We start from the raw sequence: 19761 nt of genomic DNA on the forward strand, positions 1-19761 counted from the left end.
ATCGAAAAAGAGGTTGTGTTTTGCCATCCGAGATTCCAATGGTTCATCATATCCGGGTCTAAAAAGGCGGTCATTCCTTCTTGGGCCCGTACAAAAAACTTAAAAGGATAACCGCTCAACCGAGGCATAAAATGAATCAAGACCATTGATCTGGAGGGTTATCATGAGTATACTCGCAGGAGAACTTACATGGAATATGTTCCTCTTGTCTGTCCTTATCATAACGGCCATTGTGTATGCCACATTCATCCACCGAAAGGAACAAGCAAAATGGCATGACAAGCGGCCCGTTCTTTTTTATACAGGCCTCGGCCTTTTTTTCTTGGCGGGAGGAACTCCTTTCACGCAGTTAAGCCATGTTTCTTTTACTCTCCATATGGTAAACATGAGTATTCTGTATTTCTTAGTCCCGCCGTTATTGCTGCTGGGCATTCCCCGCAAATGGTTCAATCCCAAAACAGGACCTCTCATTTCCGGCATCTTTCTCACTGTATTCGCCGCATTATTTCTTTTATATCACCTGCCCTTTTTGATCCAATACTTGCTAAACCGCCCAACCATCCACTCCCTATTTAAGTTCGGCCTTTTTGTCGCAGCAGCAGGGATGTGGTGGCCGATTATTTTTTCAGTAAAAAAAGAAGAGACGAAACGTTATGCCGTTTTAAGCGGAATATTGTTGATGCCGGCCTGTCTGCTTTTTATTGTAAATGGATTTATGAGCGGGGGAATCGGAGCGAATACGAATCCATTTCTCAAACAACTCTCCGCTCAACTATGTATCGCTCCCGAGCAAATCGACCATATTTTTCCTTATCAATTGAAATACGATCAGGTGATTGGTGGAATCGCCATGCTGGGTCTTCATAAATGCTCGATAATGTTGGTATGTAATCTTAAAGGCCGAGCGATGAGAGGGAACATAGGGAACTCCGAAAAGGATGTGTCCTTTAAAAGGTCAAATTCAAAATAGCAAAGGTCGCTTTCCTGCGGGATCTTCAGCTCGAGCTATTCCCGCAGGAGCCTACCTATTTTGCCGACGCTAAAAGCTTTCGTATCATACACTGGGATAATTTATCCCGCATGTAAGGTGCCGTAAAAAAGACTCCCACTTCAAAATCTTGGGTGAATACAAAAGGTCCAAGTGTGAGAAAACGGCACCTAAATGCCCGATTGGTTCAACTAACATTCAGTAGGGAAAACGCCTACTGAATGAAGTTTCACTTTATCCCGCATGTAAGGTGCCGTAAAAAAGACTCCCACTTCTGAATGAAGTTTCACTTTATTGTTTGTTTTTTAATCAACTGATTTAGTTGTGTCCCAGACTCGCGCCAACCCTTTATAGGAAATCGGGATTATGGCAATGACCCACAACTTCCTGAAAGGCGCGGGCCCCTGCCAGCGCGCATCCTATAGATGTTAAATAGGGACGGAGAAAACGATTTGTTGCCTTTCTCCTGGATTGATGTGCAGGAGATTTTTAGACAGTCTCCTGTCAAATTTTTTGAGGCCAAAAACTCCATTTGCGAAGGAGCGCCAAGGTAGCTGGAATCATGAGTGGCCGGACGATAAAGGTATCCATTAAAATCCCGACGGCCATCATAAATCCAAACAACTTTAGCTCGTAAATGGGCATTGTAGCCAAAACAAGAAATGTCGCAGCCAGGATCAATCCAGCCGAGCTGATGACGCCGCCGGTTTTATCTACGCCTCTTTTAATGGCCTCTTCAAACGGCATTGATTTCAATTCCTCACGAATCCGGGCAATGAGCATGATCGAATAATCGACTCCAAGGGCAACAAGAAATACAAAAACATACAATGGAATTCTGTAATTAATCGCATCAAGCTCCAAAAAAACTTTGAATAACCATATTGAGAGCCCAAGCGTGGCGGCGTAGGAAAGGACAATCGTACCGATCATATATAAAGGCGCAATGATGGAACGAGTCTGCCATCCGAGCATGACTGAAATGAAGATCACCATCAAGACCATTACAACGATTGTATCCCGATCATTGATATCTTGAAGATCCGCATTTACCGCACTTTCACCCGCAACGTACAGTTTTGTCTCGGATAATCCTGCGTCTTTTACAATGGCCTCACTGTTCTCACGTATTATGTTTACTGTTTCGAAGGCTTCGGTTTCATATGGATTTCCTTCTACAATAAACGAGAACTTGGCGCTTTTTCCATCTTTGGAAAGCGGATTTCCCTGAGCCGTTATTTGTTCAACGCCTTTTATATCGCCAACTTCTTTCAGGACAGATTGGAGTTGTTGCATGTCAAGTTTTTCCTCGGAAACGAGTAACAATGTTCCTGGAGCAAGACTTCCTTCCGAAAAGTCTTTGCTTAGCTGTTCGTAGCCTACGCGGGATGACAAATCTTCCGGGAATGACGCAATCAAATCATAAGATTCCTTTAAATGGGTTGTATTCCAGGCGCCAACCCCCATGACCACAATCAGAGGCAAAAGAAAGAACAGCGGGCGCTTTACCACAACTTCTGCTATTTTTCCCCATATCGATTTTTGATCAGTATTCTCTTCCCCAAATTTCGGAATAGACGGCCAGAATGCTCTTCTTCCAATCACGGCAAACAGGGCGGGCAGCAATGTCAATCCGGCAATTAGCATGGCGCCAGCCGCGATCGCAAAGGCAGGGGCGAAATTTCGATACGGTTCGTATAAGGTGAAAAATAAGGTGGCCACTCCGAGCAAAATCGTGCTTCCACTGAAAAATATCGGCTCTTTTACGTGACGCATCGTTTCGCGCATTGCCGCGTCTTTTAATTCATGTTTCCGAAGCTCCTCCCGGTAACGGGAGAAAATCAGCAATGAATAGTCCGTGACGACCGCAAACAGCAAAATCGTCATGATCGATACCGCCTGGCTGTCGATGGCAAAAAGTCCGGCTTTTGAAGCCAACCCTATGACTCTGTCCACGACTGCATAAACAATAGCCGCACCGATAAGCGGAATAAAAGTGAGCAAAGGAGAGCGATAAATAAACAATAATAACACAACAATCAAGCCTACCGTTGACAACAGCAAAATGATATCAGCGCGGCTGAACAATTCCACTGCATCCGCGGCGATACCGGCTGGACCGGTCCATGATAATGTCACATTCTCAGGTACAGAGATTTGCTTTTTAACTTTCCGAACCGCTTCGTACAGATCATTTCCTTCCAACTCTTCTGAAAGTGTAATCGGGATGAAAAAGGTTTTGCCATTTTCTGAAACAAAAGATTGCACTACTTCTGGCGGCATGTTGGATAATGGCAACAGTCCGACTTCTCCATACTGATCATCCAACTTGATTGCTTCCACTTTTTTTGAAAATCCAATGACTTCCTCTTCGGAAAAACCTTCTTTCTTGGAAAAAACAGCAAAAAGCGGTAATCCTTTGTCTTGAGGAAAGTGTTTTTCCAGCTGCCGGTCTGCAATGATGGATTTTGCATCAGCTGGCAATCCTGCGTTTTTATTCGCCGCGACAAACTCTTTTGCCCCGGGAGCAAAGCTTGATAAAATACCCGCGACCAACAGCCAGAGCACCAAGAAGAACCACCAGCGGCGATTATTTTGTATCGGCTTGTTAACCAATCTGCTTCACGTCTTTCTCAATCATAAATGTGATGAAGATAAACAAGGCAAAGCTGATAAGCAGGATAGCTCCGCCGCAAATATAAAAAACCAAAGAGAAAACTTCATTGATCCCAAAAGGCTTAATAAATTGGAGCCACATGCCGGCTGTTAAACCAATAGATCCCAAAATGGCCGTCCATCCATGAGCAGTGAGTAATTTTTTTGCACGCACTTTGTAGATTTTGTAAAATGCTCCCCAGGCAAACATCGATAACCATCCTACCAATAAAATATGCGCATGGATAGGGCGGAATGCATATGATTCGGCTCCCGCCATATGGGAACCTATTAACGCCCCAATCAACCCAAAAATAGCCGCAATTCGAATAAAGCGAAGGCTCCATTTTTCTTGTTCCATGTAAAATTCCTCCATCCAGTTCATGTGTTAGCCTAATGATAAGCTCCCAACATAAACGGAACATGAACGGATCATTACAATTTCGGTAATGAGATGATAAAAGTCATGCCTTGCTGTCCGTTTCTCTTTGCTGTAATATTGCCGCCATGCAGTTCGACGACCTGCCGGACGATGGCCAAACCAAGCCCGCTTCCTCCAATTTCTTTTGTCCTTGAATCATCCACCCGATAAAAACGTTCAAAAATGCGCCCTATTTTTTCTTCTGGAATACCGATCCCTGTATCACAAAACGTTGCTATAACGGTATTGTCCTGTTCCGTCAAAGTAATTTCGATGGAGCCGCCTGTCTCGGTATACTTAATGGCATTGGAAAGGAGATTGGCCCACACTTTTTCCAAAAAAGCCGGATCTCCTTGCAATTCAATCTCATCCAGCTCCAACGATAATGACATTTCTTTCTCTTCGAGTGCCCACCTGTAACGGCGAATCGTTTCTTTTAATTGCTCGTCCAGCCTGAATGTTTTGAGTTGAAGAGGTGATAAAAGCTGGTCAAGTGAGGTCAAGAGCATAAGCTGTTTCGTCAGTGCGGAAAGCCGTTCTGTTTCAGCTTGAATGACCTTGGCGTAATTTTTTCGTTCAACTGCTGGCGGGTCATTTTCGATCAGGTTGGCATATCCTTTTATATTTAACAGCGGTGTTTGAAAATCATGAGATACATTATTGATAAATTCCTTTCGGATCCGGTCATTTTCCCCAAGCCGCTCCGTCATTAATTGAAAGCTTTGTGCAAGCTGGCCAATTTCATCTTTCCGATCAATTTGCAGCGGGTCGGTGAATTTCTCTTCGCCAACCCTTTTCGTTGCTTCAGTCAACTTTACAATCGGTTCAATCAGTTTTTTCGCCATAAACAGCATGGCCAGCAAACTGAGTATCGCCATCGTTACGATCATTCCCGCAAGCAGGAAGTGAACTTCTGTAAACAGGAACTTAATGTCCGGTCGCAGAAATAGTGCGTAATTCATCCCGTTATAGGTGAAGGAGGTCCCAACCGTATTGGCCGACTCGTCGGCAAAAAAGCCGGTCATAAACGTTTCTGTTGGAAAATGTTTCATTCCATGATAGTCTTCGCCTTTCAGAACACGGTCAATGTTTTGCGGGGACAGATTATCGACACGAAAAGGAGTGCCATACGTTTCTTTTTCCCGTTTTTCATTGATAGCGATCAATTTATAACCGGCATCCGCTTGTGTTTGAAGAAATTGTTTCAAGTCATTCTCCTTCGTGCTTTCAACATAAGAAACGAATGATTTCACAATCTCCATATTTTTTTCATCATTGGCCGCTTTTAATGTTTGGTGGTAAAAAGTGTTGACTGCCAGAAAAGCAACCAAGGCACTTGTGAGCATGATAACGAGTGTAAAAATGAGAAATTTGCTATATAGTGACTTCATTTATCCAGGACCTCTAGTTTATATCCGACACCCCGGACTGTTGAAATGACAACATTCTTTGCCAACTTTTCCAGTTTATCGCGAAGTCTTTTAATATGGACATTCAATGTTTGTTCATCACCTTCATAATCAAACCCCCATACCCTCTCGAGCAGCATTTCCCGTGTAAGCACCTGGTTGGGACGGGAGGCAAGTATGGAAAGAAGTTCAAACTCTTTTAAAGGAAAGAGATAAATCTTTTTTCCAGCGGATACTTCATAACTTTTCCTGTTGATTGTCAGAGGACCGGCTTCAATCAGCATATCGATCGCTTTTTCGTACCGCCGTAAAATCGCATTCACACGAAAAAGCAGTTCTTTCGGCTCAAAGGGTTTTACGACATAATCATCCGAGCCGGCGAGAAATCCTTTTTCTTTATCTTCCAACTCGCCTTTGGCAGTCAGCAACAATACGGGGATATCGGCTCTGGCTCTTAATGTTTTCGTCAATTCATAGCCATCCATTCCGGGCATCATCACATCGACAATCGCCAAGTCGGGTATGTCGTTTTCAATCAGTTCAAGTGCTTGATAACCGTTTGCCGCTTTTTCAACCGCATAGCCCGCTTGGGACAAGTGAATATTCACAAGCTCCAAAATATATGGATCATCATCTACAACAAGGATTTTCATATTTCGCCAGCTCCTTCCCCTTTTTTCTGAAAATGATATTTATGCTTGTTTCATTATAAAAGATTGGCGGCGGGGAAGCGAGTGTATGGAAGATCATTCTAATTCAGGCCCATATAGGAAAAAGAATTTTTTGTATTTTGTAGTATTTTTGCTTCCGGAATCGTCTAATTAGGAGGAAAGGAGGAAAGTTTTATAAAAAAAGTTGAAACCTTTTCTGTTATCGTACGTAGAAGGAGCGACAATCTTTTTTTCTTTCAAAGGTAATAGAATAAACAGAAGAAAGCATGATTAGTAAAATCGGGGGGAATATCGTGAAGAAAAAAGTATGGATCTGGATTTTGTCTATTGTCGTAGGACTGGGGATCATAGCGGCCATTGTCTTTTTTTTCATTCAAAACAGAATCGCAAGTGTCTCGGAAGAAATGTCGGAGGAAACATTCACCGTTCAGAAGGCAGCGGAACGGGAATTGTCTGAAACGATACTTGTTACGGGAAAAATCGTTCCTGAAAGTGAACAGAAAGTCTTTATTGAGCCGGATAAAGGGAGCATCATAGAATATTCCGTAGCGGAAAACCAAAAAGTGAAAGCGGGAGATCCTCTATTTAAATATGATGCTTCCAAACTGCAAAGCGAGTTAAATAAAGCTGTTAGGGAAAGAGATTTAATTCAAAAAAGAGCGAAAGCAGAAGAAAAGCAAATAGCGGACATGAATAAGCGAATAAAGAATGCAAAGGCGAATTCCGGGTCTGCGTCTGCATCAAGTGAACAGGAAGCAGAAGTTCCTATAGAAAGCGTCGATGACCTGACGAAAGAAAAAACGGAAATAGAAATCCAACATGAAACCACAAAGGCAGAAATTGTTGCTGCCCAAGAACAAATTAATGATTTGGACAAGCAAATCAAAGAGATGACTGTCGTCAGCAAAATAGACGGAATGGTCGTTAAGGTAGACAAAAATGCTGTAAGTACAGAAAACGCATCACCTGAGCCTGTCGTACATATCATTTCGAACCAACCGTTTAAGGTCATTGGAACGATGAGTGAATTTGATGCGGTTAAAATTAAAGAAAAACAATCCGTTATTATCCGTCCAAAAGTTTATAAAGATAGGGAATGGAAAGGGGAAATAGAATCTGTCTCACAATTTCCAAATGAGGAAGGAAGCGGCGGCGGTGAGGACTTCTCCGGCGGTGGAGGTAGCGGCGGCAGTGTAACGATGTATCCGTTCAAGGTAAAGATAACGGACGATACATCTGAATTAAGGCAAGGATTTCACGTCTCTCTGGAGATTAATGTTGCCGCTGAAGGAAAGTCTCTTGCTATTCCACATGCCGCGTTGCACGAAGAAGACGGCGCGGATGTCGTATATGTATTAAAAGACGACAAACTTGAAAGGCGCGAGGTTCAAAAGGGCGCGATGAATGATGAGTTTGTTGAAATAAAAGAAGGCGTCAAAAAGGATGAACTAGTCGTCATTGAGCCAACGGAAGGATTGCATGATGGAATGGAAGTGACCTCTTTTGATGAAGTTGAGTAATATTACAAAAGTGTATGGAAACGGGTCACTGAAAGTTCCTGTATTGCATGATATTAATATAACCATTGAAGATGGCGAATTTATTTCGATCATGGGCCCGTCGGGTTCGGGAAAATCCACATTAATGAATATTATTGGATTTTTGGATTATCCGACAACAGGCACGTTTGAATTAAATGGTGAAAAAATCAGTTCCGCCAGTGAAAAAAAACTGGCGGAATTAAGAAACAAGCATATTGGATTCGTGTTTCAGCAGTTTTTTTTACTGCCGAGATTAAATGCTTTGAAAAATGTCGAGACGCCGTTAATCTATGCGGGTGTTTCAAAAAGAGAAAGATCGGACAGGGCGATGCAAATGTTGACGAAAGTCGGGCTGAAAGACCGGGTAAAGCATTTGCCGAGCGAACTTTCGGGAGGTCAAAAGCAGCGTGTCGCCATTGCCCGTGCTTTGGTGAATAATCCTTCGATCATATTGGCAGACGAGCCGACGGGAGCGCTTGATTCCACAACGAGCAAACAAATTATGGAACTGCTCGTCCAACTGAATAATGAAGGAAAAACAGTCATTATTGTTACCCACGAAGATGAAATTGCAGAATATACGAACCGAAGGATTATGTTAAAAGACGGCAGGATTACAGATGACCGGAGGAGAACGCCATGAGTATATGGGAAAGCTTTAAAATTGCGTTATCCTCGATTTGGAACCATAAGATACGCTCACTGTTAACGATGCTCGGCATTATTATCGGGGTGGCGGCCGTTATCATCATCGTGGCCATTGGACAAGGTGCCAAGACAGAAATGACAGACGAGTTATTCAGCATGGATAAAAATATTGTGGAACTGTATTATGAGGAGGATATGTCAGAAGATGGAATGGCCATGATGACGGGGGAACAGCCGGAATTATCTACGGCCGATATAGAAACTCTTGCCGAAGTTCCGGGGGTAGAAGCCGTTTTGGCAACAAACATGGCTTCGGGAAGCCTGTTGGTGGATGATGAGCAGGTTGACCTGGAGATTACGGGTGTTGGAAGCGAGTTTTTTTCGGCAAGAGATATTCAAGTTGTTGAAGGGCGGCCCCTGAACCAACTGGATAATGACGGGATGAACCGGGTACTCATGATTGATACCGTAGCCAAGAAAAAGCTTTTTAAAGACAGCGATGAAGTCGTCGGAGAAGTGGTTGATGTAAACGATAATCCATATAAAATTGTCGGTGTTTATGAGTCCCCGGTTCCGGAGCAATTCCGATTTTCAGAAAATGGGGAAGCGTTAATGCCGAGGTCGGTTGTTTCCATGATGTTTGGAACGATGGAAATAGAAAGTCTGGCGGTTATAGCCAATAATCCCGAGAGAATATCGGAAATAGGGCAGGAAGCGGCAGACACACTGACAGAAGCGAAAGGATTGGAAGAAGACCAAGGCCGGTACGCTATCTTCGATTTCTCCGAATATGAAAAAGAGTTTAATACGGTTATTACAGTAATGACATTGTTTATCGGCAGTATCGCGGCCATATCCTTGCTCGTTGGCGGGATTGGTGTCATGAATATTATGCTCGTATCCGTGACGGAACGAACGAGGGAAATTGGTTTGAGAAAGGCGCTTGGAGCCACACGCGGGAAAATACTTCTACAGTTTTTAATTGAGTCGATTACGCTAACCTCGTTGGGCGGTTTGTTGGGAATTAGTTTGGCTTTCTTTGTCTCAATGCTGATTTCCATTTTTGCGCCGATAAACGCCATTGTGAGTCCGCTCGTCGTCCTAATCGGAGTTGGATTTTCTGCATTCATCGGGGTTATCTTTGGAATTCTTCCAGCTAATAAAGCTTCCAAATTGAGCCCGATCGACGCATTGCGTTATGAGTAACAACTAAATATACGAATATGAGTAGCACAGACCAAGACCAAGGTTTGTGCTACTTTTTGTTAAAGCAGAAGTGAAAAAAGGCAAAACAGCTCATGAACAGTTTATATCTCTATTTAAAAGAGACGGCCTCTAACGTCTCAGATGCGGAACTGGCAATACCTGCTCTTGGAAAATGTTTAAATTGGCTAACCATACAAGAAGCTTTTCGGGAAGAACTATTGTACTTAATCCTAAATTGTCATAAAAATACAAAAATATCAAACGTGGGAAAATATAGAAAATTAAAGCGATTTATGTTATTATATATGCTGTTAGATGTAAGCGTGTTATCGGTAAATTTTATAAAAAGGGGAGGCATTTTATAGAGCAGCATAATCTTAAGTACCATAATAAATATTAGTTGTTAAGCTTTGAAACCAAATAGGCGCAAAATAATATCTATAGTGATAACGCTGGTGAAGAGTGAGATATTAAACTTCGCAAGCAAGTTAAAAAGAGGAGAAATGAAAATTGAAAAAAATAAATTTTTGTTTTTTTACTGTGCCTTGTTTTTTAAAAGTAATATTGCTCTTTCCCAATTTAATCATTGCTGAAAATAAAGACCAAGAGAGGGATATCCTTTTCTTAGGAAAATATTCTAAAGACGAAATACACCAAATCACGGAAACTAGAAATTCAATAAAAAAAGTAGAAGGTGCGGATATAATTCCTAGTTTTAGTGATGATATTAGTTCAGAAAATATAAACAAATATGATTCTATAGCTGTTTCATATGAAGTAGTTAAAAACAACAAATCACTATCAAAAAAGTTAAAAGAGAATCTGGAGAATGGAAAGAAAGTATATTTATATGGGGATCTTACTTTTGAGGATTATAGTAAAGTTTTAGAAGTTGATATATCGTTAGACACAAAGACTAGAAATAATGAAGTGAAGAAATTGGTATTTGGAAATAATAATAACAATGGCAACGATAGTAAAACTTTGGAAATAGAGGCTATTGATAAGTTGCAAATAATTGGGTATTCCCTAAACAAAGAAGATAATATTAAAGTTCTTGGTTTAAATATAAGTCACCATGATGAGAATGGAAAAACAGAAATTATACCGGACTCACTTTACTTAAAAGGAATATTAAGATATGAACAAAAAGATATAGAAAATGACTCAGTTACACTAAATAATGTTCCTGGTGAGCCAGTTTTACGAAATGATGTGTTACTTGTTGGAGAAGCATTTTATATAACAGATATAGTAGGAGAAATTCAGTCGAATTGGTATTTGTATAAATTACTTGACGAACAAGACCCTGATTGGGATTATTTTTTACTTGATAATGCTGTAAAACCAAAAATCATGAAACATAATGGGAGTTTTTTTGGATCCACATGGAGAGCAACCTTTATGCGTATAAATCATATCTTACCATCTCACCTAAAAAGTAGATTGATAGAATCTACTCCAAAAGATACTGAAGGAGATGATTATGGAAATTACTCTCTATCAATTTCTTTTCCCTGGCAGATTTCATTTACAATACCTTACAGAAGTAAGCCCACTATACAATTAGATGAAGATTTGAAACTGAATCAATCTGATTGGTATGTTGAAGCACAAATGTTTGGTAAATACAGAGGGCTTGAATCGAGTAGAGAGCAGTATAGATTTATTACTGCATGGACAGCTGGAACTGACCATCCTGTAGGTAATAATATAACAGAAATGATAGTTAGAAACTATGTTGAATTTACATCAGGAATAGATGCTTCAACAGATACGGGAAATCAGTTTTTAGTTAGGTATAGGCACTAAAATTAGAATTAACTAAATTTTAAATATATATTTTTTTCTGCGCTTGAACCTTTTTCAAGTTCGTTGTTGGCTTGTTGAAGGTTTTTTCTTTTTTGCGAACTGGAGATGAAGAAGCATTTATGGTAAAAAGCAAAGGAGGACAAACCAATTGAAAACTGCTTTAGAAGCTTTTGTAGAAAGAAACATAGAGTACTATGAAGAAAAATGGAAAAATGAATACAGTTGGAATTGGGCAGCTTTCTTTTTAACATTTTTATGGTTAGGTTATAGAAAAATGTATGGGGTTATCTTTGGTTTCGTGGGGTTAAACTTATTGATTGATTTTATATTATACTTTGTTACACACGAGATTTATTCGACTACTAGTAGTACCATAATGAGCATTATATTTTTCATAATTCCCTCAACTGTTTTAGGCTATACAGGTAACTATTTTTATAAAAGACAAGCTGAAAAAAATATAATCTATCTAAATAAGTTGAATTATGATACAAGTGAAAGCATGAGCGAACTAAGAAAAAAGGGAGGGGTGAGTTCAATTGGATTAATGTTAGCCATTAAAATAATGATGATGTATTATTTTCTCTCACAGATTATGTATGTGATACTATGAGATTTGAGCGCTTATCATAGTAATGCAATGGTAGAAAATAAATGATTGTAATCTAAAGGAAGTCGATGTTCCCTAAGGTTTTTGGTTAGTAATGAATGTAGTATCCTGTCTCATTATCCCGAATGGGGAAAATAAGTTACTGACCATTCATGTAAAGCTGGATGGCAAAAACCTATAACCTCGCATATATTTCAAGAGGCGGGGCGACGTAGAGGATGCACAAAGTGCAAGCGAAGTGTCAGACAAGGAAAGCACGGACTACATCGCCTACGCCCAAAGATAAAGCGCAAGCTTTTTCAGGGACGTTTGCTGGCTGGCTTGTAAACAGAGTTGCGGATTCGTTGTTGCATTCCGTCATTTGATCGTTGATATGACGGCTTTTTCGATTTCCTGGTAACTTGTACATCGGCATATATTGGATGACAGCCAGTTTTTCATCACATCTTTTGACGGGTTGCCATTATGTTGAAGGAGCGAATGGCAATTGAGGATGAAGCCCGGTGTACAGTAGCCGCATTGGAATGCGAAATGCTCGACAAAAGCCCGCTGTATGGGGGCATCCCGCAAACCTTCGATTGTTGTGATGGTATGGCCGGAAGCTTCGACAGCAAGCATAATACATGATTTAAAAGGCAGAGTGTCAACGAGTACAGTACAGGCCCCGCAATCACCATTCAGGCATCCTGGTTTCGCGCCCGTCAAGCCAAGCTTTTGGCGAAGAACGTATAAGAGCGTTTCCCCTGCGAGTACCTCAACTTCAACGATTTCCCCGTTTATGTCCATCTCGACTGTAAATCTTTGTTTTTCCACTAAGCTCCCTCCATTTCCATGATAAAATCCATCAACATGTTTCGCAAAACGAACAGGCGATATTCTCTTGATCCTTCAATGTCATCAAGGATAGGATCAGGTACTTGTTGCAAGGTGTGTTCAACTCTGCTTGCAAACGATAAACCCGTCCTGTTGATGGCTGTTTCCATTGCGGATGAGCGAAAAGGAAAGGGGCAAAGCCCGCTGAATGCCAGTCTGAGTTGTCCATCCGCTTTGACAGCCGCTCCGGTAATGAGGGGATAGCCGGTATCCCATTGCTTTCGTATTTTTCGCGAAATGTAGGGAAGCTGTAGAAAGTCTGTATCTGTTAGAATTTGGACGAGAAGCCGCCCTTCTTCCAGAATTAGTTCTGTGATCGGCACTTCTTTTACCCCTTGCATATCTGCGACTAGAACATGGCTGTTCGCCAGCAGAAAAGGCAAAATCGCTTCCCGGTAAAATATTTTTCCGCATATATTTCCTCCAATCGTAATCTTGTTTCGGGCGGTACGGTCGGCCACTTCACTGGAAACATCCGCTAATAATGGAAAGATATTTCGATTTTCAAGAGCGGTCAAAGGAACGGACGCGCCAATCGTTAAAAATGGAGATGATGTTTGTAAAACCATACATTCCGGAATTCCTTTTATATCAATAATGGAACCTGGCGTATCTATGTTCAATCGGCCAAGTGTTAAAATTTCGGTTCCTCCGGACCAATACATCGGCTGTTTATCGTCCTGTTTTAGTGTTTGGAACAAATTCACGGCTTCCTGTAATGTTGTTGGCTTGTAATACTTTACATAGGCTGGCAGCACTGCTTACATCCTCCTTTCTTTTGTTCTCCATAACAATTCAGGGGTGAGAGGCAAATGGTGAAGATCCACTTGCAACGCCGTGGACAAAGCGTTTGCCAACGCGGCCGGCATGCCGATGAGGCCATGCTCGCCAACTCCCCGCGCCCCATACGGCGCATCTATTTGAAGGGATTCTACAAAGTCGACGATATACTCGGGCTGTTCCCCGTACCGAATCGGCTGGTATGTTCGCAATTGCGGGTTAAGTACTCGCGCGTGTTGATCAAAAATAAAGGTTTCCCGGCCTGCAAAGGACAGGCCCATGCTCATGGCTCCCGTTACTTGCCCTTCTGCGGACTTTTGATTTAATACTTTGCCAATGTCGATGACGGATATCGCTTTTACTAAACGGTATTCGTATGTTCTTGTATCGACTTCAACTTCGACACCTTGGGCTCCGACAGTCCACTCAGGCCCGTGTTTGCCTGCGCCGGTTTCTTTATTGAGCTTCGTCATGTGTCTTAAGGTGTATGTTCCGTTTCCGATAATCTGTCCGCCAATTGATATGCCGCTGGGAAACGTATAGCCGTAGGCTATCTCTTTTACCGCAATATGAATCGTTGGGTCATCTCGTAAAAATATTTTTTCATAACCGACTTCCAAATCTTCAATCGGGGCAAGCAAAATGCAGGAAGCTCTCTCCTTTAATTGAAAAATAACATCATCCGCCGCATTCAAAAGGGCTCTTCCAGCCATGAAAGTTCCCCGGCTGGCAACGGTTTTCCAATGTTCCGGTGTATGTTGCGTATGAACGGTCATTTGAACGTGGATGTTCTCAACCGGCATTTTTAATTTTTCCGCTAACATCTGTGCCAAGATCGTTTTAGTTCCCGTGCCGATTTCAACAACGCCGGAAATGATATTGATGCTTCCATCCGGATTGAACGTTAAAATGACTCCTGAACTAGAATTTGTGTCGATCGTGGAGTTTTTCCAAAGGCAGCTGATCCCTTTGGCTCTTACTTTGTTCTTGCCAACGGCGGTGATCCGTCCTTCATCCCAACGGATCAGTTTCTTCAATCTGGATAGGCACTGTCGTACATTTCCGACATTGCTCGTATTCAGTTTTACTTGGGAAGGTGACGTATCGCCGGGCCTGATCGCATTTTTATATCTGAACTCGAGGGGATCCATGTTCAATTTATTGGCGAGCATATCCATCGTCCGCTCAAAGGCAAAGTGGACTTCCGAGTGGCTGAATCCTCTAAACGGACCGGGATACGGATGGTTCGTGTACATGCTAAGTGAGTCGCAATAAATATGTTCAATCCGGTAAGGCCCCGTACAATCGACGGCACCCGCCCGAGCCAAGTCAGTCGATTTATCGGAATAGGCTCCGCTGTCCCATAAATACAGCAATTCCGCCGCCTTTAATATTCCATTTTTCGTGCATCCAAGTTTTATCGTCGCGTCCAGCCCGATATGCCCCGGAGCCGTGACCATATCTTCTTCCCTGTTGTTGGCGATTTTCACTAATCTGCCGTTTACCGCTTTGGAGGCGATATACGCCAGAATCTCTAGTTGTATGGACGCTTTTCCGCCATATCCTCCTCCGACCAAGGGTGTTTTGACAATGATGTTGCCTGAGGGAATTTGAAAATACGCGGCAATCAGTTTTTTGATCATAAAGGGGGCCTGCGATGACGAAGTAATTTCAATGATCCCATTATCATGAATTTGAGCGAGGGAACAACGTGTTTCCATTGCGGCATGGTCTGAGGGATGGAACGAATAGGAGGCAAGTACAGTGACATCGCTCTCTTCCCAGCCCTTTTGCATATTTCCTTTGCGAATTTTTATTTTTGATGCGATGTTTGTTCCGGGTACGGGATACACGCCCTCTATTTTGTGATAACTGCCAAGCTGTTCATGAAGGAGCGGGGCGGCTCGGTGCAGTGCTTCGCGCGGGGAGTTTACAACTGGAAGGGGATCATATGCAACTTGGACTTGATTGGCCGCAAGCTGAGCGGTTGCCATGCTATCCGCGACAACAATCGCAACAACTTCTCCGTAATAACGCACCCGGTCGACAGCGACTGGCGGACGATCCCGAATCTCTTCACCGGTGAGCGGTAAGTTATCGCCTGTAATAATCGCTCGGACCCCTTTTATTTTGAGGGCATCGGATATGGTAATCTGGACGATTTTTGCATGAGCGTAGGGGCTTGTAACCAGTTTTCCGTGCAACATGCCCACTGTTTCATCATCATTTGTATATTTCGCTTTCCCGGTCACTTTTTCCCAAGATTCTTTACGATACACACTTTTCCCAATAACATTCATCGTTCAGTCACTCCATCCGTTTTCGGTTATAGTAACATCTTATGATGATGGTAACCGGTAACATTCATCAACCTTAAGGGAATTAACCAAGACTTGATGATCCGTTGAAATGGATGGGGCGTAAAGGAAATAAGGGATTACCATATTTTTGTTAAATGGCGAAAGTCGGCTAGTCGTATTTTCGGTTCTTTCGTTATGAAGCTGGTGTATAGGTTGTACCGGTCAGATTGCTTTGTTAATTTTTTGTAAATATCCTTTGTTTTTATGTTAAGTTCCTGTAAATGCGCTTAAATTGTAACGATTTATGTCGATTTAATGTATAACAAATTGGAATTCCGGAGTTGATGATCTATTTGAGTTGACGAACGTGCAATGCCATTGTTCAAAATTTTATCGGATAAAAAAGTGGGCGGTGTATGAGTGATGAATTGGTTTTTCAATTTAAAAGTGGGAGTGAAGTTGACCTCGGCTTTTCTCATTATCGCACTCCTTCAAGCCGGTACAGGTATGATCGCACTATCGCAAATGAGCAAAATCAATCAAGAGGCAGAAATGATGTATCGTGAAAGCCTTATCCCCACTCAAGAACTGGGGGAAGCCCGGAACCTTGTTCAGCAATTAAGATTGGCGAGCCGGGACTTATATTTATACCCGGAAGAAGCGGACAAGAAAGTGGAAGAAATAAAAAAAATGAAAGAACAAGTTGCGGCACACATTGAGGCATACAGTTCAAGTCAATTAACAAAAGAGCAACAAGTGAAGTTGGCGCAATTCAATAATAAATGGGAATCCCATAATATTTCTTATGATCAAGCCGTTCAGTTAATACTTGAAGGCAAACAGGCCGATTACTTGTTAACCATTAATGCGGGTTTGCTCAAATTTCAAAATGAGATGTTTGATGGGTTGAATGAGTTGATGAAATCAGAGATAGCATTGGCTGAAAAAGATCAAAAAGATGCCGAATCGGCTTATGAAACGACTCTGGTCATAATGAATGGCATTATTTTTTTCATTTTTATACTCAGTATGGTGTCTGGTATGTTCATTGCCAGAATGATTTCCCGTCCGCTGCGGCAAGTAGCTCGTTTAGTTGAAAATGTGGCTGATGGCGATTTATCGGAGACAACCAAAATACAGACAAAAGATGAAGTGGGAGTTCTTGCCCAATCGATCAACAAAATGATCTTAAACTTGAGAGCCACAATCCAACATATTTTAAGTGCGGCGGAAAATTTATCCGTTTCTTCCGGGCAGGTTTCCGCAAGCACTGACGAGGCTGCAAGAGCCAGTACGAACCAGGCAAATGTTGCACAAACGATGAACGAGTTGTTGAAAGAATTATCGGACGCTATCAGCTCGGTTGCACAAAACACGGAAGAAGCTGTAAAATTGGCCCATGAGACAATAGAGATTGCTGAAGATGGAGAAAAAGTCGTTCAATCTTCTGTAGAAGGGTCCGAAAAGGTTAGTGCGCAAATATCCAGCTTGGAAGATGGATCAACAAAAATCGGAGAAATCATCAAAGTGATGGATGAAATTGCTGAACAAACGAACCTCCTTGCTCTGAATGCGGCCATTGAAGCAGCCCGGGCAGGTGAACAGGGACGGGGATTTGCAATCGTTGCAGAAGAAGTTCGTAAATTGGCAGAAAGAAGTGTTGAAGCGACAGATGAAATCTCAAGGATCGTAAAAACGATGCAAGAAGCGATTATCCGCAGTGTAAAGTCTGTTGAAGAAGGAGTCATCAAAACGAAACAATCAGGTGAGGGTTTTGAAAAAATCATTACCATGATTCATCACACGAGAGATAAAGTAACAGAAATTGCGAGTGCAAGCGAAGAGCAAGCCGCACAATCTTCAGAAGTCCTTTCTTATATAGAAACCATTTCGGCCACAACCGAAGAAACGGCTGCCAGCAGTGAAGAAACGGCATCAACGGCAAATAACTTGACCAATTTGGCGACGAAATTAAATGCTTCAGTCGCAGCGTTTACTTTACACAAAAAAGACCGTATTTCTTCTTCAATTGAAAACCCCAAAGCGGCTCCATAATGATTTTCAACAGCGGCATAACGGTCTGATCCCGAAGCAACAGCGGGTTCAGGCTTTTTTTCTGAATAAAGGGCTGTAGTTATTAACAATTAGTGAAAATTCCCCGATATGTAGGTTTTAGACGAAAATCATATTATAATGGAGGGAGAATATTACGATCTGATCATTGTTAAGGGGACGATAGAAAATGAGTCAACAGAAGACAGGTGCAGAGCATGCATCTTTTGGAAATCAGCTTCAAATCACTTCTTTTTTAGCTGATGTAATTGCTCTTTTTAAAGGGGTTGTGTTAATAGCCAATGTACTGCCTGTCTTTACGGGTTTTTGGCTCGCCGCCCACTTTACAAATACAGTCATTGATCCCAATTTATTTTTCTTGATAATCATTGGAAGCACACTAGTCATGGCCGGGGCGCTCGTCCTTAATAACTGGTATGAGGCCGATATAGACAGAGTCATGGCCAGAACCCAAGTGCGACCGACAGTGACAGGCAATATTTCATTAAAAATGGCGTTGGGGTTGGGTATCGCATTAAGCGTCCTGGGATTTCTTCTTTTGTTTTTTACAACGATGGAGGCTGTCCTTTACGCTTTTATCGGGTGGTTTACGTATGTCGTCATGTACACGATGTGGACAAAGCGAAAATATACATTTAACACGGTGATCGGAAGCATCTCAGGAGCAGTCACACCGTTGATTGGATGGGGAGCAATTGATTCTGCCATGCATATTATCCCAATCGTTTTATTTATGATTCTGTTTATTTGGCAAATGCCTCATACATTCGCGATCGCGATGAAGAGGTATGACGAATACAAAGCGGCAGGCGTTGCCATGCTCCCGGTGATCCGGGGCTTTGAAATGACAAAGCGACAAATTTTTGTGTATGTAGCCTGCTTGTTGCCTCTGCCGTTTTTTCTGGTGTCGCTCGGGACCACCTTTATTGTGATTGCGACTTTACTAAACCTCGTCTGGCTGGTACTTGCGATCCGGGGCTTTTTTGTAAAAGATGATGTGAAATGGGCTCGTGCCAACTTTGTTGTTTCTGTTAATTATATTGCGATTTTGTTTATCACGATGGTGATTGTGACGATCTAATGTTTGGAAAGCAGTTAAAGGCTGCGACATAAGCAAATACGAAGTAGCAAAAACCGAACATTTTATTTATAATTGTTCGGTTTATTTGTGTAAAAAAAATCCCTATCATCGCTACGTCAACATATTTCGCTTTCCGCAGGTCTCTTCAGCTTCCTCGGAAAGCAAAGATCGCTTTCCTGCGGGATCTTCAGCTCGAGCGATTCCCGCAGGAGTCTACCTATTTTGACTACGCTAAAAGCTTGCATATTATACATCAGGACAATTGATCCCGCATGTAAGGTGCCATATACACCACTTCAAGACATGAGTTGATACCAAAAGGTCTAAGTGTAAGAAAACGGCATCTAAAAGCCCGATTGGTTCAACTAACATTTCTTGGAAAAGGCATACCAAGAAATGAAGTTTCACTTTATCCCGCATGTAAGGTGCCGTAAGCCTCCCACTTCAAAATTTTGAGTGAATACAAAAGGTCCAAGTGTGAGAAAACGGCACCTAAAAGCCCGATTGGTTCAACTAACATTCAGTAGGAGATGGAAGAAAACTCCTACTGAATGAAGTTTCACTTTATGGTTCGTTTTTTACTCGGCTGATTTTGTTGTGGCCCAGACTCTTTTTCGTGATTTCTAGGAAACGTTTAGGCCGGATATTGATGATTAAACTCGTGCTTTGCAAAAGTATGGCATACCCCAAATT

At 42.0% G+C, this 19761-nt stretch carries 15 protein-coding genes; 8 read left to right on the top strand and 7 right to left on the bottom strand.

Annotation, left to right across the window (positions count from 1 at the left end; translation table 11 throughout):
• The first annotated feature begins 163 nt into the window (after positions 1-163).
• Positions 164-970, top strand: coding sequence for a cytochrome c oxidase assembly protein (locus NST31_RS13400; RefSeq protein WP_077111958.1), 807 nt, complete (start codon positions 164-166; stop codon positions 968-970).
• 522 nt (positions 971-1492) lie between these two features.
• Here the strand turns inward: NST31_RS13400 and NST31_RS13405 are convergent.
• The 4 genes from NST31_RS13405 to NST31_RS13420 form a co-directional block, all read right to left on the bottom strand.
• The gene (locus NST31_RS13405) at positions 1493-3556 is read right to left on the bottom strand and encodes an MMPL family transporter (protein ID WP_339161218.1); all 2064 of its coding nucleotides are present in this window, start codon (positions 3554-3556) and stop codon (positions 1493-1495) included.
• A gap of 40 nt (positions 3557-3596) precedes the next feature.
• A complete protein-coding gene (locus NST31_RS13410) occupies positions 3597-4004 on the bottom strand; it encodes a hypothetical protein (protein ID WP_077112952.1) in 408 nt (135 codons plus the stop codon).
• 74 nt (positions 4005-4078) lie between these two features.
• Complete coding sequence (locus NST31_RS13415) at positions 4079-5455, bottom strand: HAMP domain-containing sensor histidine kinase (protein WP_077112951.1); 1377 nt, start codon at positions 5453-5455, stop codon at positions 4079-4081.
• Entirely contained in the window at positions 5452-6126 is a 675-nt protein-coding gene (locus NST31_RS13420; protein ID WP_077112950.1) for a response regulator transcription factor, read from the bottom strand. Before NST31_RS13420 ends, NST31_RS13415 begins: the two co-directional genes overlap by 4 nt.
• Positions 6127-6437: 311 nt before the next feature.
• Here NST31_RS13420 and NST31_RS13425 point away from each other — a divergent pair, with 311 nt between their 5' ends.
• From NST31_RS13425 to NST31_RS13445, 5 genes are all read left to right on the top strand, one after another.
• Positions 6438-7664 carry a biotin/lipoyl-binding protein gene (locus tag NST31_RS13425; protein ID WP_077112949.1) on the top strand — a complete coding sequence of 409 codons (1227 nt, stop codon included), beginning with the start codon at positions 6438-6440 and terminating at the stop codon, positions 7662-7664.
• Positions 7648-8328: an ABC transporter ATP-binding protein gene (locus NST31_RS13430; protein ID WP_339161225.1), complete on the top strand. Its 681-nt coding sequence runs from the start codon at positions 7648-7650 to the stop codon at positions 8326-8328. Before NST31_RS13425 ends, NST31_RS13430 begins: the two co-directional genes overlap by 17 nt.
• The gene (locus NST31_RS13435; protein ID WP_077112948.1) at positions 8325-9539 is read left to right on the top strand and encodes an ABC transporter permease; all 1215 of its coding nucleotides are present in this window, start codon (positions 8325-8327) and stop codon (positions 9537-9539) included. Before NST31_RS13430 ends, NST31_RS13435 begins: the two co-directional genes overlap by 4 nt.
• A 510-nt stretch (positions 9540-10049) precedes the next feature.
• Positions 10050-11351, top strand: a complete 1302-nt coding sequence (locus tag NST31_RS13440) for a hypothetical protein (RefSeq protein ID WP_339161227.1) — start codon at positions 10050-10052, stop codon at positions 11349-11351.
• A 148-nt stretch (positions 11352-11499) separates the two neighbouring features.
• Positions 11500-11964, top strand: a complete 465-nt coding sequence (locus NST31_RS13445) for a DUF2628 domain-containing protein (protein ID WP_339161230.1) — start codon at positions 11500-11502, stop codon at positions 11962-11964.
• A 354-nt stretch (positions 11965-12318) separates the two neighbouring features.
• Here NST31_RS13445 and NST31_RS13450 read toward each other — a convergent pair whose 3' ends face one another.
• The 3 genes from NST31_RS13450 to NST31_RS13460 are packed head-to-tail and all read right to left on the bottom strand — an operon-like array spanning position 12319 to position 15914.
• Positions 12319-12747, bottom strand: a complete 429-nt coding sequence (locus tag NST31_RS13450; RefSeq protein ID WP_077112954.1) for a (2Fe-2S)-binding protein — start codon at positions 12745-12747, stop codon at positions 12319-12321.
• Between the two features lie 26 nt (positions 12748-12773).
• A complete protein-coding gene (locus NST31_RS13455) occupies positions 12774-13592 on the bottom strand; it encodes an FAD binding domain-containing protein (protein WP_339161233.1) in 819 nt (272 codons plus the stop codon).
• Positions 13593-13595: 3 nt separating this feature from the next.
• Positions 13596-15914 (bottom strand): xanthine dehydrogenase family protein molybdopterin-binding subunit, encoded by a 2319-nt coding sequence (locus NST31_RS13460; protein WP_339161236.1) that lies wholly within the window; start codon positions 15912-15914, stop codon positions 13596-13598.
• Between the two features lie 423 nt (positions 15915-16337).
• On the opposite strand from NST31_RS13460, the gene NST31_RS13465 reads away from it, so the two are divergent.
• Both NST31_RS13465 and cyoE read left to right on the top strand, forming a co-directional pair.
• On the top strand, positions 16338-17969 hold the full coding sequence (locus tag NST31_RS13465) for a methyl-accepting chemotaxis protein (RefSeq protein WP_339165558.1): 1632 nt from the start codon (positions 16338-16340) through the stop codon (positions 17967-17969).
• 187 nt (positions 17970-18156) lie between these two features.
• The gene (gene cyoE / locus NST31_RS13470) at positions 18157-19068 is read left to right on the top strand and encodes a heme o synthase (protein WP_339161239.1); all 912 of its coding nucleotides are present in this window, start codon (positions 18157-18159) and stop codon (positions 19066-19068) included.
• Positions 19069-19761: the final 693 nt, after the last annotated feature.

The organism is Siminovitchia sp. FSL W7-1587 (genome assembly GCF_037963795.1).
Classification (GTDB): domain Bacteria; phylum Bacillota; class Bacilli; order Bacillales; family Bacillaceae_C; genus Siminovitchia; species Siminovitchia thermophila.

Excerpts from the sequence above, each read along its gene's own strand:
- NST31_RS13400 (WP_077111958.1), top strand. The coding sequence starts at position 164 with ATGAGTATACTCGCAGGAGAACTTACATGGAATATGTTCCTCTTGTCT.
- NST31_RS13410 (WP_077112952.1), bottom strand. The coding sequence starts at position 4,004 with ATGGAACAAGAAAAATGGAGCCTTCGCTTTATTCGAATTGCGGCTATT.
- NST31_RS13415 (WP_077112951.1), bottom strand. The coding sequence starts at position 5,455 with ATGAAGTCACTATATAGCAAATTTCTCATTTTTACACTCGTTATCATG.
- NST31_RS13420 (WP_077112950.1), bottom strand. The coding sequence starts at position 6,126 with ATGAAAATCCTTGTTGTAGATGATGATCCATATATTTTGGAGCTTGTG.
- NST31_RS13435 (WP_077112948.1), top strand. The coding sequence starts at position 8,325 with ATGAGTATATGGGAAAGCTTTAAAATTGCGTTATCCTCGATTTGGAAC.
- NST31_RS13450 (WP_077112954.1), bottom strand. The coding sequence starts at position 12,747 with ATGGACATAAACGGGGAAATCGTTGAAGTTGAGGTACTCGCAGGGGAA.
- NST31_RS13460 (WP_339161236.1), bottom strand. The coding sequence starts at position 15,914 with ATGAATGTTATTGGGAAAAGTGTGTATCGTAAAGAATCTTGGGAAAAA.
- NST31_RS13465 (WP_339165558.1), top strand. The coding sequence starts at position 16,338 with ATGAATTGGTTTTTCAATTTAAAAGTGGGAGTGAAGTTGACCTCGGCT.
- cyoE (WP_339161239.1), top strand. The coding sequence starts at position 18,157 with ATGAGTCAACAGAAGACAGGTGCAGAGCATGCATCTTTTGGAAATCAG.